The organism is Streptomyces sp. NPDC057287, from assembly GCF_042667905.1.
Classification (GTDB): Bacteria; Actinomycetota; Actinomycetes; order Streptomycetales; family Streptomycetaceae; genus Streptomyces.
On the sequence record NZ_JBHUYV010000008.1, the window covers coordinates 107257 to 133716 of the forward strand.

The 26460-nt window shown below is 67.7% G+C and carries 24 protein-coding genes and 1 tRNA gene; 10 read left to right on the top strand and 15 right to left on the bottom strand.

Annotated elements, in window-relative coordinates; translation table 11 throughout:
* Positions 1-353 precede the first annotated feature (353 nt).
* Positions 354-488: a DLW-39 family protein gene (locus ACFUNE_RS17445; RefSeq protein WP_003958712.1), complete on the bottom strand. Its 135-nt coding sequence runs from the start codon at positions 486-488 to the stop codon at positions 354-356.
* 281 nt (positions 489-769) lie between these two features.
* Here ACFUNE_RS17445 and ACFUNE_RS17450 point away from each other — a divergent pair, with 281 nt between their 5' ends.
* The gene (locus ACFUNE_RS17450; RefSeq protein WP_383568049.1) at positions 770-1129 is read left to right on the top strand and encodes a DUF6344 domain-containing protein; all 360 of its coding nucleotides are present in this window, start codon (positions 770-772) and stop codon (positions 1127-1129) included.
* Between the two features lie 308 nt (positions 1130-1437).
* Here the strand turns inward: ACFUNE_RS17450 and ACFUNE_RS17455 are convergent.
* The 9 genes from ACFUNE_RS17455 to dnaA all read right to left on the bottom strand — a co-directional run bounded on the left by ACFUNE_RS17455 (position 1438) and on the right by dnaA (position 14117).
* Positions 1438-1514: transfer RNA gene (locus ACFUNE_RS17455), tRNA-Ile, on the bottom strand.
* Between the two features lie 71 nt (positions 1515-1585).
* Positions 1586-2182 (bottom strand): DUF3566 domain-containing protein, encoded by a 597-nt coding sequence (locus tag ACFUNE_RS17460; RefSeq protein WP_383568052.1) that lies wholly within the window; start codon positions 2180-2182, stop codon positions 1586-1588.
* A gap of 93 nt (positions 2183-2275) precedes the next feature.
* Positions 2276-4903, bottom strand: a complete 2628-nt coding sequence (gyrA, locus tag ACFUNE_RS17465; protein ID WP_383568055.1) for a DNA gyrase subunit A — start codon at positions 4901-4903, stop codon at positions 2276-2278.
* A 64-nt stretch (positions 4904-4967) separates the two neighbouring features.
* Positions 4968-7028, bottom strand: coding sequence for a DNA topoisomerase (ATP-hydrolyzing) subunit B (gene gyrB, locus ACFUNE_RS17470; protein ID WP_383568058.1), 2061 nt, complete (start codon positions 7026-7028; stop codon positions 4968-4970).
* 401 nt (positions 7029-7429) lie between these two features.
* Positions 7430-7990 (bottom strand): DUF721 domain-containing protein, encoded by a 561-nt coding sequence (locus ACFUNE_RS17475; RefSeq protein WP_383568061.1) that lies wholly within the window; start codon positions 7988-7990, stop codon positions 7430-7432.
* Positions 7987-9117 carry a DNA replication/repair protein RecF gene (recF, locus tag ACFUNE_RS17480; protein ID WP_383568064.1) on the bottom strand — a complete coding sequence of 377 codons (1131 nt, stop codon included), beginning with the start codon at positions 9115-9117 and terminating at the stop codon, positions 7987-7989. Before recF ends, ACFUNE_RS17475 begins: the two co-directional genes overlap by 4 nt.
* 74 nt (positions 9118-9191) lie before the next feature.
* On the bottom strand, positions 9192-10070 hold the full coding sequence (gnd, locus tag ACFUNE_RS17485) for a phosphogluconate dehydrogenase (NAD(+)-dependent, decarboxylating) (RefSeq protein WP_124277886.1): 879 nt from the start codon (positions 10068-10070) through the stop codon (positions 9192-9194).
* A 145-nt stretch (positions 10071-10215) separates the two neighbouring features.
* Positions 10216-11346, bottom strand: a complete 1131-nt coding sequence (gene dnaN / locus ACFUNE_RS17490; RefSeq protein WP_356709447.1) for a DNA polymerase III subunit beta — start codon at positions 11344-11346, stop codon at positions 10216-10218.
* A gap of 986 nt (positions 11347-12332) precedes the next feature.
* On the bottom strand, positions 12333-14117 hold the full coding sequence (gene dnaA, locus ACFUNE_RS17495) for a chromosomal replication initiator protein DnaA (RefSeq protein ID WP_383568068.1): 1785 nt from the start codon (positions 14115-14117) through the stop codon (positions 12333-12335).
* Between the two features lie 381 nt (positions 14118-14498).
* Between dnaA and rpmH the strand changes: the two genes are divergently transcribed.
* The 9 genes from rpmH to ACFUNE_RS17540 all read left to right on the top strand — a co-directional run bounded on the left by rpmH (position 14499) and on the right by ACFUNE_RS17540 (position 21401).
* The gene (gene rpmH / locus ACFUNE_RS17500) at positions 14499-14636 is read left to right on the top strand and encodes a 50S ribosomal protein L34 (RefSeq protein ID WP_014047156.1); all 138 of its coding nucleotides are present in this window, start codon (positions 14499-14501) and stop codon (positions 14634-14636) included.
* An 18-nt stretch (positions 14637-14654) separates the two neighbouring features.
* On the top strand, positions 14655-15026 hold the full coding sequence (gene rnpA / locus ACFUNE_RS17505; protein WP_383568073.1) for a ribonuclease P protein component: 372 nt from the start codon (positions 14655-14657) through the stop codon (positions 15024-15026).
* On the top strand, positions 15023-15382 hold the full coding sequence (gene yidD / locus ACFUNE_RS17510) for a membrane protein insertion efficiency factor YidD (RefSeq protein WP_103760661.1): 360 nt from the start codon (positions 15023-15025) through the stop codon (positions 15380-15382). The genes rnpA and yidD overlap by 4 nt, the downstream gene beginning before the upstream one ends.
* Before the next feature lie 3 nt (positions 15383-15385).
* The gene (gene yidC, locus ACFUNE_RS17515) at positions 15386-16654 is read left to right on the top strand and encodes a membrane protein insertase YidC (RefSeq protein WP_383568077.1); all 1269 of its coding nucleotides are present in this window, start codon (positions 15386-15388) and stop codon (positions 16652-16654) included.
* Positions 16655-16668: 14 nt separating this feature from the next.
* Entirely contained in the window at positions 16669-17178 is a 510-nt protein-coding gene (locus ACFUNE_RS17520) for a protein jag (RefSeq protein ID WP_383568080.1), read from the top strand.
* Between the two features lie 100 nt (positions 17179-17278).
* A complete protein-coding gene (gene rsmG / locus ACFUNE_RS17525) occupies positions 17279-17995 on the top strand; it encodes a 16S rRNA (guanine(527)-N(7))-methyltransferase RsmG (RefSeq protein ID WP_329230755.1) in 717 nt (238 codons plus the stop codon).
* Between the two features lie 291 nt (positions 17996-18286).
* Positions 18287-19381 carry a ParA family protein gene (locus ACFUNE_RS17530; protein WP_383568661.1) on the top strand — a complete coding sequence of 365 codons (1095 nt, stop codon included), beginning with the start codon at positions 18287-18289 and terminating at the stop codon, positions 19379-19381.
* A complete protein-coding gene (locus ACFUNE_RS17535) occupies positions 19378-20478 on the top strand; it encodes a ParB/RepB/Spo0J family partition protein (protein ID WP_383568084.1) in 1101 nt (366 codons plus the stop codon). Before ACFUNE_RS17530 ends, ACFUNE_RS17535 begins: the two co-directional genes overlap by 4 nt.
* 305 nt (positions 20479-20783) lie before the next feature.
* Positions 20784-21401, top strand: coding sequence for a GNAT family N-acetyltransferase (locus ACFUNE_RS17540; RefSeq protein ID WP_383568087.1), 618 nt, complete (start codon positions 20784-20786; stop codon positions 21399-21401).
* An 89-nt stretch (positions 21402-21490) separates the two neighbouring features.
* Here ACFUNE_RS17540 and trxA read toward each other — a convergent pair whose 3' ends face one another.
* From trxA to ACFUNE_RS17565, 5 genes are all read right to left on the bottom strand, one after another.
* Positions 21491-21826, bottom strand: coding sequence for a thioredoxin (gene trxA / locus ACFUNE_RS17545; RefSeq protein WP_383568090.1), 336 nt, complete (start codon positions 21824-21826; stop codon positions 21491-21493).
* A gap of 44 nt (positions 21827-21870) precedes the next feature.
* Complete coding sequence (trxB, locus tag ACFUNE_RS17550; RefSeq protein WP_383568093.1) at positions 21871-22842, bottom strand: thioredoxin-disulfide reductase; 972 nt, start codon at positions 22840-22842, stop codon at positions 21871-21873.
* A gap of 125 nt (positions 22843-22967) precedes the next feature.
* The gene (locus tag ACFUNE_RS17555; RefSeq protein WP_383568096.1) at positions 22968-23894 is read right to left on the bottom strand and encodes an anti-sigma factor family protein; all 927 of its coding nucleotides are present in this window, start codon (positions 23892-23894) and stop codon (positions 22968-22970) included.
* Positions 23891-24595 carry an RNA polymerase sigma factor SigM gene (sigM, locus tag ACFUNE_RS17560; protein ID WP_383568099.1) on the bottom strand — a complete coding sequence of 235 codons (705 nt, stop codon included), beginning with the start codon at positions 24593-24595 and terminating at the stop codon, positions 23891-23893. Before sigM ends, ACFUNE_RS17555 begins: the two co-directional genes overlap by 4 nt.
* Before the next feature lie 42 nt (positions 24596-24637).
* A complete protein-coding gene (locus ACFUNE_RS17565) occupies positions 24638-26341 on the bottom strand; it encodes a serine/threonine protein kinase (protein ID WP_383568103.1) in 1704 nt (567 codons plus the stop codon).
* Between the last annotated feature and the right edge of the window lie 119 nt (positions 26342-26460).

Below are 26460 nucleotides of genomic sequence, written 5' to 3' on the forward strand. Positions count from 1 at the left end.
GTCCTGCTCACCCCTGTGGGGGGGGGGGGGGGGGGGGGGGGGCCGGGGGGGGGGGGGGGGCGCCCGCCGTGCGCGGGGGCACCTGCGGGCAGCACCCCCGCCACCAGCGCGAACAGCGCTCCGCCGGTCACGATCGCCGCTCTCGCCGTACGACGGTGTGTTCCCGCCCTCGTCCGTACGCCCACCGAATCCCCCTCGGTCACCCGTTTTCCACTCTTGCTTTGCTCATGCAAGCTAGTGATTTGCTCAGGTGAACTCAAGGGTTCGGCCGTCACGGTCACGCAACAACGGGCCCCGGACAGCACGAAGCCCCGGCCGCTCGGCGGCCGGGGCTTGTAGCAGACTGTTCCGTCTCACACACCTGAACCTGCGGGCACGGAGTCGGTCGCCTCCGTCCACAGATCCTGCTCGGCGCGATCCGCCTGGATCTGGCGGTACACGAGGAGCCCGCCGATGGCGGCCAGTGCGACCAGGAGAAGCTTCTTCACCGCGCGACCTCGTCTTTCCTTGACGTAAGGGACTTCTGCCGCCCGACTATACACACCGGCCGATACCGATCGGTGACCTCCCCGGAACCCGGCCGCCGCCCCTTCCGGACGCCTTTCGGGACCGTCCGCCACCCTCGGAGCAGCTTCTTCGAGCCGGTTGAACCATAAGAGTGGTGTTCATCGGAAGATCGGCGCACCGGGGGCGTCGGTCCCGGATTCCAGGGGCCCGATCCACATCATCGGAAAGGTAAGCAAACCGGACCACCTGAAAGTGAGGGGCCATGAGCACCATCAGGGCCAAGAGCATCTGGACCGCCTTCGTCACCGCCTTCTTCGCGATTCTCGCGTCGCTGGGCCTCGCCACCGCCCAGGCCACGGCCGCGGAGCCGACGGTCACGAGCCACGAGCACACGGGCGTGACACCGGCAACCGCGACGCCGCCGTCGGTGCGATGGACCCTTCCGCGTGACAGGGCGCTGCCACCCACGATGAAGCAGCGCATCCGCGCCGAGGCGCACGGCTCCTCCCCGGCCACCCGCCAGCTGCCCGCGGACGCCACCGAAGCCGTCCACGCGACGAACAGCACCCGCTCCGCCCACGGCGCCGCACCGGCCGGGAACTCCTCCCCGCTGCCACCGTGAGCGCGCCGCACACGCCCTCCAGGCCCCTGGTCCGGTTCTCCGGCGGGGGCCTTCTTCATGCCCGGAGAACAGGAGAACAGACGGGCGACGGGCGACGGGCGACGGGCGGACGGGCGGACGGGCGGGCGGACGGTGCGAGCCCGCCGGACGGCCCGCACCCGACGGGGCCCAGGAGCCGGCCAGGGCTCACGGCCGTGAGCGAGAAGCCGTCACGACGCTCACGGAGCTCCCGGAAGACGCACCGGTCGGCCGGTGCCACCCACGGACGCCGAAGGCCCCCCACCGTTACCGGTGGGGGGCCTTCGTGCTGGTGGGGCTAACAGGATTTGAACCTGTGGCCTCATCCTTATCAGGGATGCGCTCTAACCAACTGAGCTATAGCCCCGCCGCGCTGTTGCGCTGACTTCTGAAGATTAGCGCACGTCGGGGCCAGTCCCAAAATCGATACCCGTCGCCCTACTCGTCCTCGGCGAGCGTGAGCTCCACGCCACCCACGAAGCCGGCCGACAGGTTGTAGATGAACGCGCCCAGCGTCGCCAGCGCGGTGGCCAGCACCACGTCGATCACCGCGATGACCGAGGTGAAGATGAGCACCCGCGGCAGCGACAGGAACGACTGCAGATCGAAGCCGTTGCTCTCGTTGGATCCGGTGGCCTCGCTGATCGTGCCGCCCACGGTGGAGAAGACACCCATCGCGTCCATCACCATCCAGAGGACGGCGGCCGCGACCACCGTGCAGATGCCGAGCGCGATGGAGAGCAGGAAGCTGACCTTCATCACCGACCACGGATCGGCCTTCGCCACCCGCAGACGCGCCTTCCGGGTACGCGGAGTGGTCCGCGCCCCCGTGCGGGGCAGCCGGGTCGCCTGCGCGCCCCCGACGCCCTGCACGCCGCCCTGTGTTCCTCCGCCCTGCGTACCGCCCCCAGGCGACTGGTACGCCTGGGGCGGGTGATACGGCCCTGCCTGGCCCGGTGCGGGCTCCCGCTCGCCGGGCAAAGGCCCGGTCGCGTACCCCTCGTACTGCGGCTGAGGTCCCCGAGTGTCCGTCACAGTGCCCCCTTGGGAGTCCGTGGCAGAGCCACGGGCGCCGTTCGCGCCGGCTTCGGAAGCGGCCGAACCGGCGCCCGTGGCTCCACTCACGCTCTACTCCTCGTGCTCCCCGGCCGAAGGCGCCGTGCCCTCGACTGTGCCCTCGACCACGTTCTCGGCATGGGCCTCGACCGTGGCGCCTTCGGCTTCATCGGTCCCGTCGACCTCTTCGGCCTCACGACCGGCCTCGGCGTTGCGCGCGATGCCGACGACGGCATCACGCTTGCCCAGATTGATCAGTTGGACGCCCATGGTGTCACGGCCCGTCTCCCTGACTTCATTGACTCGCGTACGAATCACACCACCGCCGAGCGTGATGGCGAGGATCTCGTCCGCCTCCTCCACCACCAGCGCGCCGACGAGCGAACCGCGGTCCTCGACGATCTTGGCAGCCTTGATGCCCAGACCGCCACGACCCTGGACGCGGTACTCGTCGACAGCGGTCCGCTTCGCGTACCCACCGTCGGTGGCAGTGAACACGAACGTACCGGGCCGGACAACATTCATCGAGAGCAGTTCGTCGCCCTCGCGGAAACTCATGCCCTTGACGCCGGAGGTGGCGCGGCCCATGGGGCGCAGCGCGTCGTCCGTGGCGGTGAACCTGATCGACTGTGCCTTCCTGCTGACGAGCAGCAGGTCGTCCTCGGCCGACACCAGTTCGGCGCCGATCAGCTCGTCGTCGCTGCCGTCCTGCGTCTCCCGCAGGTTGATCGCGATGACGCCGCCGGAGCGGGGGGAGTCGTAGTCCTTGAGCGACGTCTTCTTCACCAGGCCGCCCTTGGTGGCCAGGATCAGGTAGGGCGCCGCCTCGTAGTCGCGGATGGCCAGGATCTGTGCGATCTGCTCGTCCGGCTGGAACGCCAGGAGGTTCGCCACGTGCTGGCCACGCGCGTCCCGGCCGGCGTCCGGCAGCTCGTACGCCTTGGCCCGGTAGACCCGGCCCTTGTTCGTGAAGAACAGCAGCCAGTGGTGCGTCGTCGACACGAAGAAGTGGTCGACGATGTCGTCTTCCCTGAGCTTCGTGCCGCGTACGCCCTTGCCGCCGCGCTTCTGCGAGCGGTAGTCGTCCGTCTTGGTGCGCTTGACGTAACCGCCGCGCGAGATGGTGACGACGATGTCTTCCTCGGCGATGAGGTCCTCGATCGACATGTCGCCGTCGAAGGGCACCAGCTTCGAGCGCCGGTCGTCGCCGAACTTGTCGACGATCGCCGCCAGCTCCTCGCTGACGATCTGACGCTGCCGCCCGGGCGACGCGAGGATCTCGTTGTACTCGTTGATCTTCGCCTGGAGCTCGTCGTGCTCGGCGGTGATCTTCTGGTGCTCCAGGGCGGCCAGGCGGCGCAGCTGCATCTCCAGGATCGCGTTCGCCTGGATCTCGTCGATCTCCAGCAGGCCCATCAGGCCCTCACGCGCGATCTCCACGGTGTTGCTGCGGCGGATGAGCGCGATGACCTCTTCGATCGCGTTCAGCGCCTTGAGGAGACCGCGCAGGATGTGCGCCCGCTCCTCGGCCTTGCGCAGGCGGAACCTCGTACGCCGGACGATGACCTCGATCTGGTGCGTCACCCAGTGGCGGATGAAGGCGTCGATCGACAGCGTGCGCGGCACACCGTCGACGAGCGCCAGCATGTTCGCGCCGAAGTTCGACTGCAGATCGGTGTGCTTGTAGAGGTTGTTCAGCACGACCTTGGCGACGGCGTCGCGCTTCAGCACGACCACCAGCCGCTGGCCCGTGCGCGAGGACGTCTCGTCACGGACGTCCGCGATGCCGCCGACCTTGCCGTCCTTCACCAGGTCGGCGATCTTCTGCGCGAGGTTGTCGGGGTTGGTCTGGTACGGAAGCTCCGTGACGACCAGGCACTGCCGGCCCTGGATCTCCTCGACCGCCACCACCGCGCGCATCGTGATCGAGCCGCGTCCGGTGCGGTACGCCTCCTCGATGCCCTTGCGTCCGACGACCAGCGCGCCCGTCGGGAAGTCGGGGCCCTTGATCCGCTCCAGCAGGGCGTCCAGGAGCTCCTCGTTCGAAGCCTCCGGATTCTCCAGGTACCACTGCGCACCGGCGGCGACCTCGCGCAGGTTGTGCGGCGGAATGTTGGTGGCCATGCCCACCGCGATGCCTGCCGAACCGTTGATCAGCAGGTTCGGGAACCGGGCCGGCAGAACGACCGGCTCCTGGTTGCGGCCGTCGTAGTTGTCCTTGAAATCGACGGTCTCCTCGTCGATGTCCCGGACCATCTCCATGGACAGCGGCATCATCTTGCACTCGGTGTACCGCATGGCCGCGGCCGGGTCGTTGCCCGGGGAACCGAAGTTGCCGTTGGAGTCCACCAGCGGCATGCGCATCGACCAGTGCTGCGCCAGTCGCACGAGCGCGTCGTAGATCGAGGAGTCGCCGTGCGGGTGGTACGTACCCATGACGTCACCGACGACGCGGGCGCACTTGTAGAAGCCCTTCTCGGGCCGGTAGCCACCGTCGTACATCGCGTACAGCACCCGTCGGTGGACGGGCTTCAGACCGTCCCTCACGTCGGGGAGGGCACGCGACACGATGACGGACATCGCGTAGTCGAGGTAGGAGCGCTGCATCTCCGTCTCGAGCCCGACGGGCTCGACACGCATGCCCACGCCCGGGACGGCGGGCTCCTCTTCGGGCATCACAGGGGTGTTCTCGTCGGCCATTGCTGGTCAAAGTCCTTTCGCGCTGCGGCTTGGAGGGCCGGACCCTCCACCTTGTTCGGCCGACTCAGATGTCGAGGAAGCGGACGTCCTTGGCGTTGCGCTGGATGAACGAGCGCCGCGCCTCGACGTCCTCGCCCATCAGCACGGAGAACAGGTCGTCGGCCTGAGCCGCGTCGTCCAGCGTGACCTGGCCCAGCACACGGTGGTCGATGTCCATGGTGGTGACGCGCAGCTCCTCGGCGTTCATCTCGCCGAGACCCTTGAAGCGCTGGATCGAGTCTTCCTTGATGCGCTTGCCGTTCTGCTTGCCCAGCGCCACCAGGGCGTCGCGCTCGCGGTCCGAGTACGCGTACTCGAAGTCGTCACGGCCCCACTTGATCTTGTAGAGGGGCGGGCGCGAGAGGTAGACGTGCCCGGACTCGACCAGCGGCCTCATGAAGCGGAACAGGAAGGTCAGCAGCAGGGTGTTGATGTGCTGGCCGTCGACGTCGGCGTCCGCCATGAGAATGATCTTGTGATAGCGGAGCTTCTCGATGTCGAAGTCCTCGTGGACCCCGGTGCCGAAGGCCGAGATCAGCGCCTGGACCTCGGTGTTCTGCAGGATCTTGTCGATACGGGCCTTCTCGACGTTCAGGATCTTGCCGCGGATCGGCAGGATGGCCTGGTACATCGGGTTGCGGCCGGACTTCGCCGAACCACCGGCGGAGTCACCCTCGACGATGAAGATCTCGCACTTCGTCGGGTCGTTGGACTGGCAGTCGCTCAGCTTGCCGGGCAGCGAGGCGCTCTCCAGGAGCCCCTTGCGCCGCGTCAGGTCACGGGCCTTGCGGGCCGCGACCCGGGCCGTGGACGCCGCGATGCCCTTGCGGATGATGTCGGCGGCCTCGTTGGGGTTCCGGTCGAACCAGTCCGTCAGCTGCTCGTGGACGACCTTCTGGACGAAGGTCTTCGCCTCGGTGTTGCCCAGCTTGGTCTTCGTCTGACCCTCGAACTGGGGCTCGCCCAGCTTCACCGAGATGATCGCCGTCAGGCCCTCGCGGACGTCCTCACCGGTGAGGTTGTCGTCCTTCTCGCGCAGCAGCTTCTTGTCGCGCGCGTAGCGGTTGACCAGCGAGGTCAGCGCCGCACGGAAGCCCTCCTCGTGCGTACCGCCCTCATGCGTGTGGATCGCGTTGGCGAAGGAGTAGACGCCCTCCGTGTACTGCGTGTTCCACTGCATGGCGATCTCGGCCGAGAGGAGTCGCTCCTTGTCCTCGGCCTCGATGTCGATCACCGACTGGTGAATGAGCTCGCCCTTGCGGGAGTTGAGGTACTTGACGAAGTCGACGATGCCGTTCTCGTAGTGGTACGTGACCGTGCGGGTCGACTCCTCGTCGGGGACGTCGACCACCTCGGCGCTGTCGGCGCCGGCCGTGGCCTTCGCCGACTCCCGCTCGTCGGTGAGCTTGAGCGTGAGTCCCTTGTTGAGGAACGCCATCTCCTGGAATCGGCGCGAGAGCGTCTCGAAGGAGTAGTCGGTCGTCTCGAAGACATCGCCGTCGGCCCAGAAGGTGACGGTCGTACCCGTCTCCTCCGTGGCTTCGTTCTGCGCCAGCGGAGCGGTCGGGACACCGAGCTTGTAGTCCTGGGTCCAGCGGTAGCCGTCCGTCCTGACCTCGACGGCGACCCGGGTGGACAGGGCGTTGACGACGGAGACGCCGACGCCGTGCAGACCACCGGAGACGGCGTAGCCGCCGCCGCCGAACTTTCCGCCCGCGTGCAGGACGGTGAGCACGACCTCGACGGCCGGCTTGCCTTCGGACGGCACGATCCCGACGGGGATACCGCGGCCGTTGTCGATCACGCGCACCCCGCCGTCGGCGAGGATCGTGACGTCGATGGTGTCCGCGTGCCCGGCCATCGCCTCGTCGACCGAGTTGTCGACAACCTCTTGCACGAGGTGGTGGAGACCGCGCTCACCGGTGGACCCGATGTACATGCCGGGTCGCTTGCGGACCGCGTCCAGGCCCTCGAGCACGGTGATCGCGCTGGCGTCGTACGAGGCGGTCACCTCGCCGGCCGTGGACGGAATGTTCTCGTTGGGGTTGCCGGAATCGGCCACGAAGCGCCCTTTCTGGCACAGCACAGGCCGTTCTCCGGCAGGCGGGAGCGGCTGCGTCGTTCGGCTTGTATCGACGACTCCCGCGAGGAAGCGGGATTGTCCACCAGTCTACCGGTAGCTCTGACATGAATGGGGGTTTGCCGGTGCCTGAGTACGCATGTGCCGCCCTGAATGAGCGGTTGACGACTCCCCATATTCAGGAAGGGCCCCCGAGGGGCTCACGAGGGCTTTGTGCGCTTCGGCCTGTCAACCTCCGGCTACGGTGAGGGACGCCTCTCGCCCCCCGCGCGACGCGAAGTCGAACATAGGGGGACAAACCGGAAACGCCATGCCGGAGGCAAAGCAGGGCAGAAGCGGATGCACCATCCTCGGCCCTTCCTCGCGCGCGTTGGCGCCCTGCGCCGCCGGGCGAGGAAAAGCCCTGCTCAGCCGTAGGTGTCGCCGGGACCCTTGCTTCCGGGCGTACGGAGAGGGCCGAATCTGCGCTGCGGACCCCCCGGGCCCATTACCTTGATCATCCGTACGGTGCCATGGCCCAGATCCGTGTTCAGCCGGGCCACCAGCTGCGGGGCCAGCAGCCTCAGCTGCGTCGCCCACGCCGTCGAATCGCACTGCACGGTCAGGACCCGCTCGGCCGGATCATCGTCGTACCGCACCGGCACGCAGTGATTGGCCAGATCGTCACCTACGATCTGCGGCCAGCGGCCCATCACACCGCCGACAGCCGCCGGGGTCTCCCAGCCCCGCTCGGTGATCAGCCGGCTGACCGCCGACCCGAGCGGCAGCGGATCCCGGCCGTCGGAGCGCGCGCCCGACCGCAGACCGCCACCGCGCCGCGCCTGATTCTTCTGCTGCACCGCCGCCCCCCGGGCCCGGGCCTGTTCCTTCGCCGCGCGCAGGGCCACGCGGGCCAGATCGACCCCGGACGCCTCCGGCGGCTTCGCGGACCCCCGCGAGGGGCCGCCCTGCTCCTCCGAACCGCTCACAGCCGCTCCACCTCCCCGGCGGACACCGCGTACCGCGCTCCGGCCAGCACACCCGGCACGTCGTCGTCCACGGCGGCCGTCACCAGCACCTGCTCACCCGGGGCCACCAGCTCCGCCAGCCGCTCGCGGCGTCGCGCGTCCAGCTCGGCGAACACGTCGTCGAGCACCAGCACCGGTTCGTTGCCCTCGGTGCGGAGCAGATCGTAGGAGGCCAGCCGCAGCGCCAGGGCGTACGACCAGGACTCCCCGTGGCTCGCGTAGCCCTTCGCCGGCATTCCGCGCAGGCCCAGCACCAGGTCGTCGCGGTGCGGGCCCACCAGCGTCACCCCGCGCTCGATCTCCTGCTTGCGTGCCTGCACCAGCGCCGCCATCACCTGCTCGTACAGCTCCTCGCGTGTCCGCGCGGGCTCCACGTCGGCGCCGACGGAGCTGCGGTACTCCAGCGTCACGGGGCCACCGCCCGGGGCGACGTCCGCGTACGCCTTGTCCGCCAGCGGCTGCAGGGTAGCGATCAGATCAAGCCGCTGCGCCAGCAGTTCGGCCCCCACCCGGCCCAGATGCTGGTCCCACACGTCCAGGGTGGACAGGTCCATCGAACGGCCGCCGTGCCTGCGGGCCATCGCCGCGGACTTCAGCAGGGTGTTGCGCTGCTTGAGCACCCGCTCGTAGTCGGAACGCACCCCGGCCATACGGGGGGAGCGCGCCGTGATCAGTTCGTCCAGGAAGCGCCGGCGCTCACCCGGATCGCCCTTCACCAGGGCCAGGTCCTCCGGTGCGAACAGCACCGTCCGCACTATCCCCAGGACGTCGCGCGGCCTGACCTGCGACGACCTGTTGATACGGGCCCGATTGGCGCGGCCGGGGTTGAGCTCGAGCTCGATCAGCTGCGAGCGCTCGCCCTGGGTGACCGCGGCCCGCACGACGGCGCGCTCCGCACCCATCCGCACCAGGGGGGCGTCGGACGAGACCCGGTGGCTGCCGAGCGTGGCGAGATAGCCGACGGCCTCCACGAGGTTGGTCTTGCCCTGGCCGTTGGCCCCCACGAACGCGGTGACGCCCGGGTCGAGAGGAACCTCGACCCGGGCGTACGAGCGGAAGTCGGCCAGCGAGAGATGCGTGACGTGCATGGTCGCCGACCCTTCCGACTGTGCTCTGCTGTGTGCCGCCGTGCCGCGGGCTGTCCGCGGCTGTGTGCTGCGGGCTACTTCTTGTTCTCGACCGCGTGGCCGCCGAACTGGTTGCGCAGCGCGGCGATCATCTTCATCTGCGGCGAGTCGTCCTGTCGCGAGGCGAAGCGCGCGAACAGGGACGCGGTGATCGCGGGCAGCGGCACGGCGTTGTCGATGGCGGCCTCGACCGTCCACCGGCCCTCGCCCGAGTCCGCGGCGAACCCGCGGAGCTGGTCGAGGTGCTCGTCGTCGTCCAGCGCGTTGACCGCGAGGTCGAGCAGCCAGGAACGGATGACCGTGCCCTCCTGCCAGGAGCGGAAGACCTCGCGCACGTCGGTGACGGAGTCGACCTTCTCCAGGAGCTCCCAGCCCTCGGCGTAAGCCTGCATCATGGCGTACTCGATGCCGTTGTGGACCATCTTGGCGAAGTGGCCGGCGCCGACCTTGCCCGCGTGGACGGAGCCGAAGTCGCCCTCGGGCTTGAGCGCGTCGAAGACCGGCTGGACCTTGGCGACGTTCTCCTCGGTGCCGCCGTACATCAGGGCGTAGCCGTTCTCCAGGCCCCAGACACCGCCGGAGACACCGCAGTCGACGAAGCCGATGTCCTTGATCCCCAGCTCGACGGCGTGCTTCTCGTCGTCCGTCCAGCGGGAGTTCCCGCCGTCCACGACGACGTCGCCCGGGGACAGCAGATCGGCCAGCTCGTCGATGGTCGACTGGGTCGCGGCGCCCGCCGGGACCATCACCCACACGACGCGCGGGCCCTTGAGCTTGCCCACAAGCTCTTCGAGGCTGTGGACATCGGCGACGTCCGGGTTGCGGTCGTAACCGATGACCGTGTGCCCTGCGCGGCGGATGCGCTCGCGCATGTTGCCGCCCATCTTGCCGAGGCCGACGAGACCGAGCTCCATCAGAGATTCCTTAAGCGTTGTGCCGATTCGTACCCAGGACCGAGCCTACGCCCGGCCGGGGCAGCACGGCGGGGTGCAGCACGGTGGGCCCGCTCTGCGCTGAGCCTGCCCGCCGGACACTGCCATGACAGGAACGACCGCCGGATCAGCCGGAGAGGCGGACCGGCATGATCAGGTACTTGTAGGCGTCGTCGGCCTCCGCGTCGACGGCCGGCCGGCCGCTGAGCAGAGCCGGCTTGGTCGACGTCGTGAAGGAGAGCTGGGCGACCGGGGAGTCGATCGCGCTGAGCCCGTCCAGCAGGAAGGTCGGGTTGAAGGCGATCGAGATGTCGTCGCCCTCGAGCACGGCGTCGACGCGCTCCACAGCCTGTGCGTCGTCACTGGACCCGGCCTCGAGGATCAGCACGCCCTGCTCGAAGCTGAGCCGCACCGGGGTGTTGCGCTCGGCGACGAGGGCCACACGCTTGACGGCCTCGACGAACGGGGCCGTCTCGATCACCGCGACCGAGTTGAACTCGGTGGGGAAGAGCGTCCGGTACTTCGGGAGGTCGCCCTCGAGCAGCCGCGTGGTCGTGCGGCGCCCTGCGCCCTCGAAGCCGATGAGACCTTCGCCCGCGCCGGAGCCGGACAGCGCCAGCGTCACCGTGTCACCGCTGGTCAGTGCCTTGGCAGTGTCCAGGAGCGTCTTGGCGGGCACCAGGGCAACGGCCGAGGCGTCGGGGTTCTCCGGCTTCCACAGGAACTCGCGGACCGCGAAGCGGTAGCGGTCGGTCGACGCGAGGGTGACGGTCTCGCCCTCGATCTCGATCCGGACGCCGGTCAGGACGGGGAGGGTGTCGTCACGCCCGGCCGCGATCGCCACCTGGGCGGCGGCGGAAGCGAAGACCTCACCCGGGACGGTGCCCGTCGCGGTCGGCATCTGCGGCAGTGCCGGGTACTCCTCCACAGGCAGGGTGTGGAGTGTGAACCGCGAGGAGCCGCAGACCACGGTGGCCCGTACACCGTCTGTGGAAATCTCCACCGGCCGGTTGGGCAGGGCACGGCAGATGTCGGCGAGGAGCCGGCCGGAGACGAGCACCGTGCCGTCCTCCTCGATCTCCGCGTCCACCGAGACCTTGGCCGAGACCTCGTAGTCGAAGCTCGAGAAGCTGAGGGCGCCGTCCTCAGCCTTCAGCAGAAGGCCCGCGAGAACGGGCGCCGGCGGACGGGCCGGGAGGCTGCGGGCCACCCAGGCCACCGCCTCCGCGAGTACATCGCGCTCCACCCGGATCTTCACCGGAACCGCCTCCTGCTGTTGCTCGCTCGCCCTGCTGGCCTTCGTCGTCTGACAGGGGCTCCTCGCCAAGGGGCTGGGGAGACCGCCGGGGTCCAGTCTGACGTACGGCGCCGACACTCGTTGCTGCTCGGGGTCAAGTCGCGCCAAGAGCTCGGCCGAGCTCGCTGCTCGAGTTGTGCACAGGCCCCACTTCGAAGCTGATTCCTGGCTAACTCTGAGTGGTAGTAGTAGTAGGCCCTGTGGAAACCGTGGATAACGTCGTCTGCGCAGGTCAGAAGCTGTTTTTTGTCCACCGAACCTGTGGGTGGCACCGGTGGACAACCGCGCGTTTCTGTGGACACGCGAAAGTTCTGCACACCCGATGCACAGGGCTGGGTGACTTCTCCCCAGGGCTGTCCCCAGCTTTACCCACGTTCCCCACAGCTCAACCGACCCCCCTCGTGTGACGCCTTTCACTCTCGGCAGTGAAAGGCGGTGTCGGGTTGCCGAACAGTGGACAGGGGTGTGGAGAAGCTGGGGACAACCGGGGCCCGCCTGTGGGCCGCCGGTGGACAACATCATCGCGACCCTGTGGACGAAAAATCTGTCCACAGGCTGTGGATCATCGTTGACCACAAATCCCCAGGCACGTGACCTGGCCTGATGGAGTATCGACAGCCGCCCCTGTGGACGCAATCTGGACAACTTCACAGTCCCCAGGCTGTGGACGCCGGATTCCTCGATCTTCTGTGGAGAAGCGCTGGTCAGCGGCACGTATTCGAACACCCCACACGGAACCGGGCCTCCTGAAGGCCTGAAAAGTGGGCTGGGAGCGACTGCGTGGGCCGCCCGGGAGCCGTCCTCGGAGGCCTCCGGCGCTCCCCAGGGACGCTCCTGGAGCCGCTCTCGGAGGCTCCTGACGACGAAAGGCGCCCCACGGAGGACGTCGTGCGTTCCTCGTGGGGCGCCTTCGGGCGCGCTGGGCGGGCCGGTCGCGGTGCCGGCCGTCAGCCGTTCTTGATGCGGTTCGTCAGCTCGGTGACCTGGTTGTAGATGGAGCGCCGCTCCGCCATGAGGGCCCGGATCTTCCGGTCGGCATGCATCACCGTGGTGTGGTCGCGCCCGCCGAACTGGGCGCCGATCTTGGGCAGGGAAAGATCCGTCAGCTCACGGCACAGGTACATGGCGATCTGGCGCGCGGTCACGAGGACTCGGCTGCGCGAGGATCCGCAGAGATCCTCCACGGTCAGCCCGAAGTAGTCCGCGGTCGCCGCCATGATGGCGGGAGCGGTGATCTCGGGAGCCGAGTCCTCGCCTCCCGGGATCAGGTCCTTGAGCACGATCTCGGTCAGACCGAGGTCCACCGGCTGCCGGTTCAGGCTCGCGAAGGCGGTCACACGGATGAGCGCGCCCTCCAGCTCGCGGATGTTGCGCGAGATGCGGGACGCGATGAACTCGAGCACCTCCGGCGGGGCGTTGAGCTGCTCCTGCACGGCCTTCTTACGGAGGATCGCGATCCGCGTCTCCAGCTCCGGCGGCTGCACATCGGTGGTGAGCCCCCACTCGAAGCGGTTGCGAAGCCGGTCCTCGAGAGTCACCAGCTGCTTGGGCGGGCGGTCCGAGGACAGCACGATCTGCTTGTTCGCGTTGTGGAGCGTGTTGAAGGTGTGGAAGAACTCCTCCTGCGTCGACTCCTTGCTCGCCAGGAACTGGATGTCGTCGACCAGGAGGATGTCCACGTCGCGATAGCGCTTGCGGAAGGTGTCGCCCTTGCCGTCGCGGATCGAGTTGATGAACTCGTTGGTGAACTCCTCGGAACTCACGTAGCGCACCCGGGTCCCCGGGTAGAGGCTCCGTGCGTAATGCCCGATGGCGTGCAGCAGGTGGGTCTTGCCGAGCCCCGACTCCCCGTAGATGAAAAGGGGGTTGTACGCCTTCGCGGGGGCCTCGGCGACGGCCACGGCCGCGGCGTGCGCGAAGCGGTTCGACGCGCCGATGACGAAGGTGTCGAAGAGGTACTTCGGATTCAGCCGGGCGTGCGGCTCACCCGTACCCGGAGGGGGCGCGGACTGCGTTCCCATGGGGCCGCCGCCGCCGGCCCTCCCGGTCCCGGGTCCGCTCTGGCGGTGCTGGGGCTGCTGGTCCTGCAGATCGCGGCGGTCGCGGCCGTCCCGCTGCTGCTCGTAGCCCTGGTGCTCCTGCGGCTGCGGACGGTAGTCGTGCTGCGGCTGCTGGGGGCGGGGGCTCGCGTACGGGTCGCGGTCCTGGTAGCCGCCGTGCCGGGGCTGCCAGGAGAGGTCCTCCTGGGCGCGGGGCCAGGCACCGGGCGCGGGGCGGTGCTGCTGGTACTCCGGGTAGGCGGGCCGTGCTGTCGGCATCCCGTCGTCGGAGGGCCGCGGGCCGTAGCTGTCGTACCCGTCGTTGCGCGAGGGCTCGTCGTGCTGCGGTCCCTGGTAGCGGTGGGACTGCTGGCCCTGGTGCTGGTGCATCGGCGGTGCGGGCGGGGCAGGAGGCTCGCCCGCGGAGTCGTCGACGGTGATCGCGATCCGGATCGGGCGCCCGCACTCCCGGGTCAGCGACTCACTGATGAGCGGGGCGAGCCTGCCCTCCAGGACTCGCTTGCCCCACTCGTTGGGTACGGCCAGCAGGGCGGTGTCGGCGACGAGTGCCAGGGGCTGACAGCGCTCGATCCACTGCTTGTCCTTCGGCTCGATGCCCTGCTGGCCCTCCCCGAGGAGTTGTTCCAGCACTCGTGGCCACACTGCGGCAAGATCGGCAGGTACGTCAGCCACAAGGCACGCTCTCTCGCATGTCCCACGAATGTGTGCTTCTCGGGACGGGATGGGTCGGGTCGGGTGAGGCCCGGCAGGCAGGAAGGAAAGGAACCGGAGTTCATCCACGGTAGTCAGGCCGACCCGCGTGGTTCAAGTTGTTGTCCACAGGCTGTGTACAGAACGGGGTGACGCGGAGCCGGTTTGACCGAATGGCGCAGCCGCGCGTACCGTGACCAGGTCGAGTTGTCGATGGCTGCTGCCGCCTGCCTCCGATGGGCAAAGATCACGATCTGTGATTGTGAAGCGGTGCACTAAGGCGTTTACGCGAGTTCCTCGTGGGCGCACGGTGACAGCCAGGCGATGTCCCGCCAACACACGAATCATTTCTGGAGCCCCCGAGTGAGCAAGCGCACCTTCCAGCCGAACAATCGTCGTCGCGCCAAGACCCATGGCTTCCGACTGCGTATGCGTACCCGTGCCGGCCGCGCGATTCTCGCGAACCGTCGCGGCAAGGGTCGCGCCAACCTGTCCGCCTGATCGCGGTCAGGTCATGACGTGCTGCCTACCGAGAATCGGCTGAGGCGGCGCGAGGACTTCGCGGCCGCTGTACGCCGGGGACGTCGGGCCGGACGCCCGCTACTCGTCGTACATCTACGCAGCGGTGTTACGGACCCGCACGTGACAGGGGAGAGTGTTCCCCCGCCGCGTGCGGGTTTCGTTGTCAGCAAAGCAGTGGGTGGAGCGGTCGTTCGCACCGCGGTGAAGCGGAAGCTTCGCCATCTGGTCCGCGATCGGCTTCCTCAGCTGCCCCCCGGTAGCCTTGTTGTCGTACGAGCGCTGCCCGGATCGGGCGACGCCGACCATGCACAGCTGGCCCGAGACCTGGATGCCGCCCTTGAGCGGCTACTGGGAGGGGGCGCGCGATGAAGTACCCGCTGCTGGCTCTCATCAAGCTGTACCAGTGGACGATCAGCCCGCTCCTCGGGCCTGTCTGCCGTTACTACCCGTCGTGTTCCCACTATGGATATACGGCGATCGACCGGCACGGTGCCATCAAGGGAACAGCGCTGACCGCATGGCGCATCCTGCGGTGCAATCCGTGGTCACCCGGCGGCGTGGATCACGTACCGCCACGCAAACGTCCGCGTTGGCACGAACTGCTGCGCAGCTGTGTGCGTGGTGGCAAGGGCGGGGACTCCGCCGCCGATGTGCCTTCCGGGGGGTCGGTCTCCGAACCCCTGAGCCCGGCCACAGAGACCTCGCCCAATGCTCAAGGAGCCTGATTAGTGGACACGATTGCCAGTCTGTTCAGCTTTATCACCACACCCGTCTCGTGGGTCATCGTCCAGTTCCACAAGCTGTACGGAGCGCTCTTCGGCGATGACACGGGGTGGGCCTGGGGCCTGTCCATCGTGTCCCTGGTGGTCCTGATCCGGATCTGCCTGATCCCGCTTTTCGTGAAGCAGATCAAGTCGACCCGGAACATGCAGGTGCTCCAGCCGAAGATGAAGGCGATCCAGGAGCGCTACAAGAACGACAAGCAGCGTCAGTCCGAAGAGATGATGAAGCTGTACAAGGAGACGGGTACCAACCCCCTCTCCTCGTGCCTTCCCATCCTGGCGCAGTCCCCGTTCTTCTTCGCCCTGTACCACGTGCTCTCGGCCATCGCCTCGGGCAAGACGATCGGTGTCATCGACCAGCCGCTGCTGGACAGTGCCCGTCAGGCCCATATCTTCGGTGCCCCGCTGGCCGCGAAGTTCATGGACAGCGAAGAGAAGGTCTCGGCGCTCGGCGCCTCGCTGACCGACGTCCGGGTCGTCACGGCGATCATGATCGTGATGATGTCCGCGTCGCAGTTCTTCACGCAGCGCCAGCTGATGACGAAGAACGTCGACCTGACGGTGAAGACGCCGTACATGCAGCAGCAGAAGATGCTGATGTACGTCTTCCCGCTGATCTTCGCCGTCATGGGCATCAACTTCCCCGTCGGTGTCCTCGTGTACTGGCTGACCACCAACGTCTGGACCATGGGTCAGCAGATGTACGTGATCAACCAGAACCCGACTCCTGGCAGCAAGGCGCAGGACCAGTACCTCGGCCGTCTGCTGAAGAGCGTGACGGCGCACGGCGAGGTCCGCGGCAGGACGCGGCGCAACACGGTCAAGCGGATCTTCGCCAAGGGGACCGACCGCAACGACATCGAGCGCAAGTTCATCACCGGTCTGAGCAAGCTCGGCCTCGCGGCCCAGGAGGACGGGACGGTGGCGAAGAGCGAAGCCGCCGTACTCGAGGCCGAGGGCGGCGCGGCGCCCAAGCGCCAGCAGCCCAAGCGGCAGACCAAGGCACAGCGGCACACCGCTGCCACGCACCCCGGCAGCGCCAAGGAGGAGGACTCCGCCGATACGGAGCCCAAGACCTCGCTGGAGAAGCAGGACGCATCGCAGGACGACAAGCCGAAGCCGGCGGGCAAGCCCGCCGCGTCCGGCTCCTCACGCCAAGCCAAGTCCGGACAGCGCAAGGGCCCGCAGCGGCCCAAGCACCCGTCCAAGAAGTAAGAAGGAGTCCATCCGTGACGGAAGGCACCATCACCACGGCCGCTGAGGGCAGCGACACTCTGACCCGCCTCGAGCAGGAGGGGGAGATCGCGGCTGACTACCTCGAAGGCCTGCTCGACATCGCTGACCTCGACGGCGACATCGACATGGACGTGGAGGCGGACCGGGCCGCGGTCTCGATCATCAGCGACTCGGGGCGTGACCTGCAGAAGCTCGTGGGCCGTGACGGTGAGGTGCTGGAGGCGCTTCAGGAGCTGACGCGCCTGGCCGTGCACCGCGAAACCGGTGACCGCAGCCGGCTGATGCTGGACATCGGCGGCTTCCGTGCCAAGAAGCGCGAGGTTCTCGCTGCACTGGGCGCCAAGGCCGCGGACGAGGTCAAGAGCTCGGGCGAGCCGGTGAAGCTGGAGCCGATGACGCCGTTCGAGCGCAAGGTCGTTCACGACGCGATCGCGGCCGCAGGCCTCCGCAGTGAGTCCGAGGGCGAGGAGCCTCAGCGCTTCGTCGTCGTTCTTCCGGCCTGACCGGATCCTTGTACTGTCGGCCCCGTCTGTTCGCAGGCGGGGCCGATCTTTGTCAGCCTGATAGTCAGCGTGCTAGTGCGGTACGGAAGGACGGTCCCCCGTGACGGAGGAAGCAGAGCTCCCTCAGGCGCCCAAGGAGGCGCAAGCGGTATTCGGTGAGTTCTTCCCAGAGGCTGTCAGGTATGCGGAACTGCTCGCGGACGCGGGCGTCAAGCGTGGCCTGATCGGTCCTCGCGAGGTGCCACGTCTCTGGGAACGGCACTTGCTGAACTGTGCAGTGCTCTCCGAGGTCGTCCCCGAGGGGGTCACGGTGTGCGACGTGGGATCGGGGGCCGGTCTTCCCGGCATCCCCCTCGCCCTGGTGCGCCCCGACCTGAAGATCACGCTGCTCGAGCCGCTGCTGCGCCGCACGAACTTCCTCCAGGAGGTCGTCGAGCTCTTGGGGCTCGATCACGTGACGGTCGTCCGCGGCCGTGCCGAAGAGGTGCTCGGAACGCTTCAGCCCGTCCATGTGGTGACGGCCCGGGCGGTTGCCCCGCTCGACCGGCTGGCCGGGTGGGGGGTGCCCCTGCTCCGCCCGTACGGAGAGATGCTGGCACTCAAGGGAGGGACCGCCGAGGAGGAGATCCAAGGAGCTCGTGCCGCCCTGAGCAAACTCGGAGTGGTGGAGACCGAGGTGCTGCAGGTCGGTGAGGGCTTGGTCGATCCGGCGTCCACGGTGGTGCGTGTCGTGGTCGGGGAAAGTCCTGGCGGTGTGAGGTTCGCCGCAAAGCGAGCCAAGGCCGCACGCGTGGGCCGGACGCGACGACGTCGCTGAGCAAAGGCTCGGCAAGCTAATTTTGTTCCTTTTGCGCGCTAAGTGTCTCTTTGTGGAGATGCTCCATGCAAGCAGCGATATGCCTATCTGCGGAGTGTCGGGACCCCGCCGCTGGGCTGCAGAGGCATCGTGTTTCACGTGAAACGTCGCTCTCTGCTGCAGGGCATCATCGGCCGCGGTCGTGTGGCTGCCACGCCGCGCGACCGCAAGCCCGTAAGGGTTGCCGAGTTGTCCACAGAACCGGATTCATCCACAGAACAGTCGGCCTCGCTGGTTCACGACCCCGAAAGCATGGCAGGCTCTGTTTATTGCGAGCCTGTAGTCGAGGAGAGTGAATCCTTGCGGTCCGACGCCAACATCGCGGGACCGATGACCGATCCGGTCCCCGGTCCCCGTACCGAGTCCTTGGGGGACGGTGTTTCACGTGAAACACCGCCACCGATGGACGACACGCCCATTGGCCGTGCCGCCCAGCTTGCGGTTGAGGCCCTTGGCCGCGCCGGTGAAGGGCTGCCACGGCCCGACCGGACGCGCGTCATGGTCGTCGCCAACCAGAAGGGCGGTGTGGGCAAGACGACCTCGACGGTCAATCTCGCTGCATCACTCGCACTTCATGGTGCCCGCGTCCTGGTGGTGGACCTCGACCCGCAGGGAAATGCCTCCACGGCTCTGGGGATCGACCATCACGCGGAAGTCCCCTCCATCTACGACGTCCTGGTGGAGAGCATGCCGCTCTCCGAGGTGGTACAGCCGGTGCCGGATGTCGAAGGTCTCTTCTGTGCCCCTGCGACCATCGACCTCGCCGGCGCGGAGATCGAACTCGTGTCGTTGGTGGCGCGGGAGAGCCGGCTGCAACGGGCGATCCAGGCTTATGACCAGCCGCTCGACTACATCCTCATCGACTGCCCGCCCTCGCTCGGCCTGCTGACGGTCAACGCCCTCGTGGCAGGAGCGGAGGTGCTCATCCCGATTCAGTGCGAGTACTACGCGCTGGAGGGCCTTGGGCAGCTGTTGCGCAACGTCGACCTGGTCCGGGGGCATCTGAATCCTGACCTGCACGTGTCGACGATCCTCCTCACCATGTACGACGGCCGGACCAGGCTCGCGTCCCAGGTGGCGGAGGAGGTGCGCAGCCACTTCGGCAAGGAGGTGCTGCGCACCAGCATTCCGCGCTCCGTTCGCATCTCGGAGGCGCCGAGCTACGGGCAGACCGTCCTGACGTACGATCCGGGCTCCAGCGGATCCCTGTCCTACCTCGAGGCAGCCCGCGAGATCGCACTGAGAGGCGTAGGGGTGCATTACGAGGCCCAGCACGCCCCTGCGGGCGATCCTGCCCACACGGGCGTCCAGAACAGCCGGCAGAGCAATTCGGAGGGCATGCAGTGAGCGAGCGTCGTAGAGGGCTGGGGCGTGGACTCGGCGCGCTGATTCCCGCAGCTCCGCAGGAGAAGCAGGTCCCGAGCCCGGCGTCCGGTGGAGCCGCGGCAGGAGTGTTGCCCGTACTGACCGCCGAGCGTGGGGTTGCCGCTGCGAAGCTGGCTGCGCTCCCTTCCGGCCCGCTGGTCCCGGAGCCGAGTTCGCCGGTGGGGGAAACGGAGCCCGTCGCCGATCAGGCCAGTACTGCCGGGGCGTACTTCGCTGAGCTTCCCCTTCCTTCCATCACGCCCAACCCGAGGCAGCCTCGAGAGGTCTTCGACGAGGACGCTCTGGCGGAGCTGGTCACCTCCATCAAGGAGGTGGGCCTCCTCCAGCCCGTCGTCGTGCGCAAGGTCGCTGAGGACCGCTACGAGCTCATCATGGGTGAGCGCCGTTGGAGGGCGTGCGGTGAAGCCGGCCTGGAACGCATCCCGGCCATCGTCCGTGCGACTGATGACGAGAAGCTCCTCCTCGACGCGCTTCTGGAGAACCTCCACCGCGCCCAGCTGAATCCGCTGGAAGAGGCGGCTGCGTACGACCAGCTGCTGAAGGACTTCAAGTGCACCCATGACCAGCTGGCCGACCGGATCGGCCGGTCCCGCCCCCAGGTGTCCAATACGCTCCGCCTGCTCCGGCTCTCCCCGCCGGTACAGCGCAGGGTCGCGGCAGGAGTTCTCTCCGCCGGGCATGCAAGGGCTCTGCTTTCGGTGGATGACTCCGCGGAACAGGACCGGCTGGCCCACCGCATCGTGGCCGAAGGGCTCTCGGTGCGCGCAGTCGAGGAGATCGTGAATCTTCTCGGATCCGAGCCCACGAGTTCAGCGAAGCCTCGTGGGCCCAGGGCCGGTGGACGGGTCTCCCCGGCGCTGACCGATCTGGCTTCGCGTCTCTCGGACCGCTTTGAGACGCGAGTGAAGGTCGATCTCGGGCAGAAGAAGGGAAAGATCGTCGTCGAGTTCGCCTCGATGGAGGATCTGGACCGCATTCTCGGCAGCCTTGCTCCAGGCGAGGGGCGTGTCCTGGAGCGGAGCATCGAGGAAGAGGAGGCTGTGGCCGACGAGGCCTGAGTCTGCTGGATGCAAAGGGCGGGCCGAGTCACGGAAAGTTCTTCGTGACTCGGCCCGCCCTTTGCCGTCTCTCGGTATCCCCATCACCTCTGGGTGGATACGATGCGTTCTGGTATGCCGTATCCACCACCGTGATCCACCTCAGAGGAGGCGGGGGCCGTGCGATCAGTGAATCGCAGCCACCTGGTGACAGCCGGGTTGGGGCTTGGTGCTGTCGGAGGGTTCGTCGGCAGCTTGTTCCGAGAACGGAGTGCGCTGACGGCCGCGCGTGATGCGGCGGGCGAAGGAAGTGAGGAACCGCCTACATGGGGCGACGGCTTGTACCGCTCACACTGGACAACCTTCCGGATCTCCCCAGGCGATGCCGCTCGTGTGTCTTCTGGGAACTTGATCCGGTCAGCGGGGAAGCTGCGGTAAAGGAAGGCAGAGCCGAGCTCGAGAAGGAAGCATGGATCTCCGCTGTGCTGCTCGAGTGGGGTTCCTGCGGGCGCGTCGTCTACGTGGACGATGTCGCGGCAGGTTTCGTTCTCTACGCTCCCCCTGCGTATGTTCCCCGGTCCACGGCTTTCCCGACGAGCCCTGTGTCCCCTGACGCCGTGCAGCTGATGACTGCGCTGATCGTTCCGGGCTTCCGGGGGCAAGGGCTCGGCCGCGTGATGGTGCAGACAGTGGCCAAGGACTTGTTGCGCCGTGGCTTCAAGGCTATCGAGGCCTTTGGCGATGCCCGGTGGAGCGAGCCGGCATGTGTACTGCCGGCGGACCATTTGCTCGCGGTCGGCTTCAAGACGGTGCGCCCGCACCCCACGCATCCGCGGCTCAGACTTGAGCTGCGTACGACGCTCTCCTGGAAGGAAGACGTCGAGCTGGCATTGGACAGACTGCTGGGGGCCGTACAGAAGGAGCCGGTGCTCCGGCCTCTCTGAACACCGGGACCGGTGGCGGGAACATGCAGAACGGGCCCACCCTCCGGGTGGGCCCGTTTCACGTGAAACCTTCAGCTGCTACTGCCCTGCTACTTCTGGGCGATGAAGCTCTCGAGGTCCCGAAGGATCGCGGCCTTCGGCTTGGCGCCGACAATGGTCTTGGCGACCTCGCCACCCTGGTACACGTTGAGCGTGGGGATCGACATCACGCCGTACTTGGCAGCGGTGGCCGGGTTCTCGTCGATGTTGAGCTTGACGATTTCGATCTGATCGCCGTGCTCAGCCGCGATGGCTTCCAGCGAAGGTGCGATCTGGCGGCACGGGCCACACCAGGCGGCCCAGAAGTCCACCAGCACGGGCTTGTCGTTCTTCAGGACGTCCTCATCGAATGAGTCGTCAGTTACGTTCTTCAGCGCGCCAGCCACGGCGGCCTCCTTAACTTCGCGGGGGTGTGGGTTAGGGGATGCAGTCAGACTGCCGGGGTCTTCTCCGGCTCGGCGAGCTGCTCGTCCGAGAGCGCGGCCAGGAATCGCTCCGCGTCGAGAGCTGCCGAGCAGCCGGTCCCGGCAGCGGTGATGGCCTGGCGATACGTGTGGTCGACGACGTCACCGGCGCCGAAGACACCCTTCAGGTTGGTGCGCGTCGAGGGGGCGTCGACCTTGAGGTAACCCTCGTCGTCGAGGTCGAGCTGGCCCTTGAAGAGCTCCGTGCGGGGGTCGTGGCCGACAGCGATGAACAGACCCGTCACAGGAAGCTCTGAGGTCTCACCGGTCTTGGTGTTGCGCAGGGTGAGGCTCGAAAGCTTCTGGTCGCCGTGAACCGTGGCGACCTCGCTGTCCCACGCGAACTTGATCTTCGGATCGGCGAAGGCGCGCTCCTGCATGGCCTTGGAGGCGCGCAGCGAGTCACGGCGGTGGACGATCGTGACGGACTTGGCGAACCGGGAGAGGAAGGTCGCCTCCTCCATCGCGGTGTCGCCGCCACCGATCACGGCGATGTCCTGGTCCTTGAAGAAGAAGCCGTCGCAGGTGGCGCACCAGGAGACACCGCGTCCGGAGAGCGCGTCCTCGTTGGGCAGTCCGAGCTTCCGGTGCTGGGAGCCGGTGGTGACGATGACGGCCTTGGCGCGGTGCACCGTACCCGCGGTGTCCGTGACGGTCTTGACGTCTCCGGAGAGATCGACGGAGACGACATCGTCGGGAATGAGCTCGGCACCGAAGCGCTCGGCCTGGGCGCGCATGTTGTCCATGAGCTCCGGTCCCATGATGCCGTCCTGGAAGCCCGGGAAGTTCTCCACGTCGGTGGTGTTCATCAGCGCACCGCCGGCGGTGACAGCGCCCTCGAACACCAGCGGCTTCAGAGACGCGCGAGCGGTGTACAGGGCGGCGGTGTAACCAGCCGGTCCGGAGCCGATGATGATCACATTACGGACGTCGCTCACGGGTTCTTCCTCGTCTCTGCGGACTGCCTACTGACTGCGGGGGCCGGTTCCATGACTCTCACCCCACCCAACGGATCCTACGGGGCGTGCATTCCCGAAATGCCGGTCCGGCTCCCGCCAGGCTGTCAGCGGCGTGCGTAGGAGTGCGTGAACAGGAGCTGTCCCTTTGTCGCAGGCGTCGAATTCACGCAGGCTGCGTCGACCACATAGGCCTGGACACGTCTCGAGTCGGTTGCGTGGGGCAGAAGGACGAGGAAAGCGGCGGTTCCCTGGTAGCTGCCCCCTTCCACGGCCAGGGCAGGGGTGTCCCGCCCGGTGCCCTCCTGGACGCAGGGCGGAACATCCACGGCAGGTGCGCGCATTGGTGTGCGGGGAGACGCGACGGCATCGGGGGAGACGTTCCCCGGGGACGACTTGGTGTCCAGGGACGGCTTGCCCGGGTCGTTGCCCGGAGCCTCGGAGGCCGTTCCCCCATTCAGGAGTGCGTGCACCTGGTTCTCCAGCGTGCCTTCCGAGAAGTCTGCCGCGCTCTTCTCGGCGGAGCTGACTCCTCGGTCAGCCATCGAGCTGCCCGAATCTTGGGACGGCTGGAGGGACTGGAGCAGGAAGACGCTCATGCCTACGGCCGCCGCCCCGAAGGCCGTGCCGAGAATGACCGTGCGGCGGCGACGGCGCGACGTCCGGCCGGGGCCGGTGGCCCCCCGAGGCCGGCCGGCCGGCCGAGGCGCGATAGCTCCCTCGGTGGGAGAGTCATATGTTTCACGTGAAACAGACTTCGTCGCATCGGAGGGCGTGCTGACAGGTGCCGCTTCCGCCACCAGGGCCGCGTCGATCCGATCGGCGACGTCTTGAGGCATGTGTTCGTGAAGCGGCAGGACCGTTCCCAGTAGCGAGCGGATCTCTTCCAGGGAGGCGTGGATGGCGCCGCAGTCCTCGCAGGCGTCGATGTGGCGGCGGAGCGCTACCGCGCGGGACGGCGGGAGGAGGCCTTCGGTGAGGTCGGAGATCTCCGAGACGTCCGGGTGCTGAGCCGTGTCGGCCGTAGATGTCATGCGAGCCCACCTCCACCCTTCATCGCGGCAGGGTCGCCGTCGCCTGCGTCTCTTGGCCCTGACGCCGGTGGGACGGATGCCCCCTGCGTCCGGTTCCTTTCCATGGATCCGACCTCGCCGCCACCTCTGGTGCTGCGCAGGTGAGACAGCAAGGGCAGCAGTCTGGCCCGGCCTCGTGCGCAGCGGCTTTTCACAGTGCCCGTCGGTACCTCGAGGATGCGGGCTGCCTCCGCCACGGGGTATGCCTGCATGTCAACGAGGACAAGGGCGGCGCGCTGTTCGGCGGGCAGAGTGGAGAGTGCTGCCAGAAGTTCGCGGTGCAGGTCCTGCCGTTCGGCGGGGGCCTCGGCGGATTCGTGCGGCTCCATGAGCTGATCGAGTCGCTCTGCGTCGTCGACCGGCGCTGTCTTGCGGGAGGCTGCCTTGCGGGCCCGGTCGAGGCATGCGTTGACAGTGATTCTGTGCAGCCATGTGGTGACGGCGGACTGACCGCGGAAGGTGTGTGCGGCGCGGAATGCGGAGACCAGGGCGTCCTGCACGGCGTCGGCGGCCTCTTCACGGTCGCCCAGCGTGCGCAGGGCCACGGCCCAGAGTCGATCACGGTGTCGCCGCACCAGCTCACCGAAGGCATCCGGCTCGCCGGCTACGTGCTGTGCCAGGAGATCCTGGTCGCTGGTGTCGGCGAATCTGGCGTCGTCCAACGGTGAGCCCCCTCCCCTGGTGCCTTCAGCCCCTTGGTTCCTTCAGCTGGTGACCTTGATCTCCGAGACCTTGCCCCTGTAGTTGCCGTCGTCACTCGGAGGCAGTTTGGTCAGCCAGACCAGAAGGTACCGTGCCTGCACCGGCTTGTCGGGCTTGAGGGACACCTTTGTTCCGGATCCCTTGGCAGCCTTGGTGAATCCGTCGGGCATCTGAGGAACGGACTCGTCTTCGGTGGTCCTCAGCTCCACAGAGGTGCTCCCTCCGAGGAAGGACACTTCGACGTTGCCGACCTGCTGGACCTTGCCGAGGTCGAGAACGACTCCGACGCCTTCCTTGAGCCGTCCGAAATCGGCGCTGAAATAGCCGTCCGTGTTCCAGTAGGAGCTCGTGTCCCCGTCATAGACGTTCTTTATCGAGGCAGGCTTCTCGGAGCCGTCCACGCCGAGCGGATCGTAGTCCTGGGCATGCGCGATGGTGACGGGCTTGCTGGGTTCGACCGTGCTGTTGTTGTCGTCTCCCCCGTCATCGGTGGTCTGCGTGGGGGCCTGCTCATCCGAGCCCTTGTTGCGGTCGAGGACGGTCTCCGCCAGCTGCCAGCTGCCTAGGCCCAGCGCCGCGATGAGCAGCGCGGACACCGCCCACTTCAGCGCCTTGCCCGTGCGGCTCTGGAGAGGGGCCGGAGGGACCGCGATGACAGGCTGGGTGGCCGAGGTGGGGCGTGCCGACGGGCGCCCGTAGGTGCCCTGCTGGTAGGTCGTGCGTTGGTACTCGGGCGGTGCGGTGAAGGTGGGCTCAGGGGGGAGTACACGCGGCATGGCCGCGACTGCCTTCGCGAGCTCGTCCGGTGTGGTGCACGGCTGTTCCTGTCGCGACGCGGTCGCACCGTCGTTGGCCAGCGCGCGCATGGCGAGCTCGGACAGACCTCGGTGGACGCCTGCGCGTACCTGGTCCGGGGAGATCAGGCCCAGGTCCTTGGGGAGGCCGGAGAGGCCGTACGCGTCGCTCTCGTAGGGCCAGCGCCGGGTCAGTGCCGCATAGAGGAGTGCGCCGATGGCCTCGGTGTCCGTGCGGAGCGGCTGATCGGCCGTGATGCCCCGCAGCGCGGCGTTCACGGCCAGGCCGCGGATCCGGTACTGGCCGGTCGAGCTGCGCAGGACCGCACCGGGCGTGAGGCGCAGATGCGCGAGCCCTTCACGGTGCGCGGCGGCCATGGCCTGGGAGATCTGGCTCACGAGCTGGTAGGCGTCGTGGGCTTCCAGAGGACCGGCCGCCAGCAGAGCGGTCAGCTCAGTGGCGTCAGGGAGCCATTCGTGGACGACGTAGACGAGGTCGTCCTCTTCCACCGCGTCCAGGACCTGGACGAAGCGAGGGTCACCGAGCAGAGCGGAGGAGCGGGCCGCGGCCAGCACCGAGCGGGCGCGCGGATGGTCGGCGGGAAGCAGGTGGACACCCACAGCACGCCGCAGCTTCTCGTCCACAGCACGCCAGCTGCTGAATCCGTCCAGCCGGGTGACGCACTCCTCGAGGCGGTAGCGTCTGGCCAGTTTGTGACCGCTGTGCAGATCGGGCGACGCCGGCACGGAGCCCGAGCCGTCCCGCCCGCTCTCCGTGTCTTCGACGCCTGCTCCCTCTGCGTCCTGGGTTTGTGCCGTCCCGTCGGTCGTGGCCGCGTCCGCCTTGGCGGTCAGCGGCTCGTCGCCGCTGTTGTCGGCCACGTCGACAGCAGCCGTGCTACGTTCCGCCACCGTCGTTCCTGCCTCCCCATCCGTTGCGCGATGCCCGCCAGCCGGCTCCGCGCAGTCACGCCAATTGTGCCCACACTCCGGTGCTATGCACGACACGCGGTGTCCAGCGATGGTTGTGC

Coding starts and splice junctions, on each gene's coding strand:
- ACFUNE_RS17450 (WP_383568049.1), top strand. CDS start 770: ATGAGCACCATCAGGGCCAAGAGCATCTGGACCGCCTTCGTCACCGCC.
- gyrA (WP_383568055.1), bottom strand. CDS start 4,903: ATGGCCGACGAGAACACCCCTGTGATGCCCGAAGAGGAGCCCGCCGTC.
- recF (WP_383568064.1), bottom strand. CDS start 9,117: ATGCACGTCACGCATCTCTCGCTGGCCGACTTCCGCTCGTACGCCCGG.
- gnd (WP_124277886.1), bottom strand. CDS start 10,070: ATGGAGCTCGGTCTCGTCGGCCTCGGCAAGATGGGCGGCAACATGCGC.
- yidD (WP_103760661.1), top strand. CDS start 15,023: ATGAAGTACCCGCTGCTGGCTCTCATCAAGCTGTACCAGTGGACGATC.
- ACFUNE_RS17530 (WP_383568661.1), top strand. CDS start 18,287: ATGGCAGGCTCTGTTTATTGCGAGCCTGTAGTCGAGGAGAGTGAATCC.
- ACFUNE_RS17540 (WP_383568087.1), top strand. CDS start 20,784: ATGGGGCGACGGCTTGTACCGCTCACACTGGACAACCTTCCGGATCTC.
- ACFUNE_RS17555 (WP_383568096.1), bottom strand. CDS start 23,894: ATGACATCTACGGCCGACACGGCTCAGCACCCGGACGTCTCGGAGATC.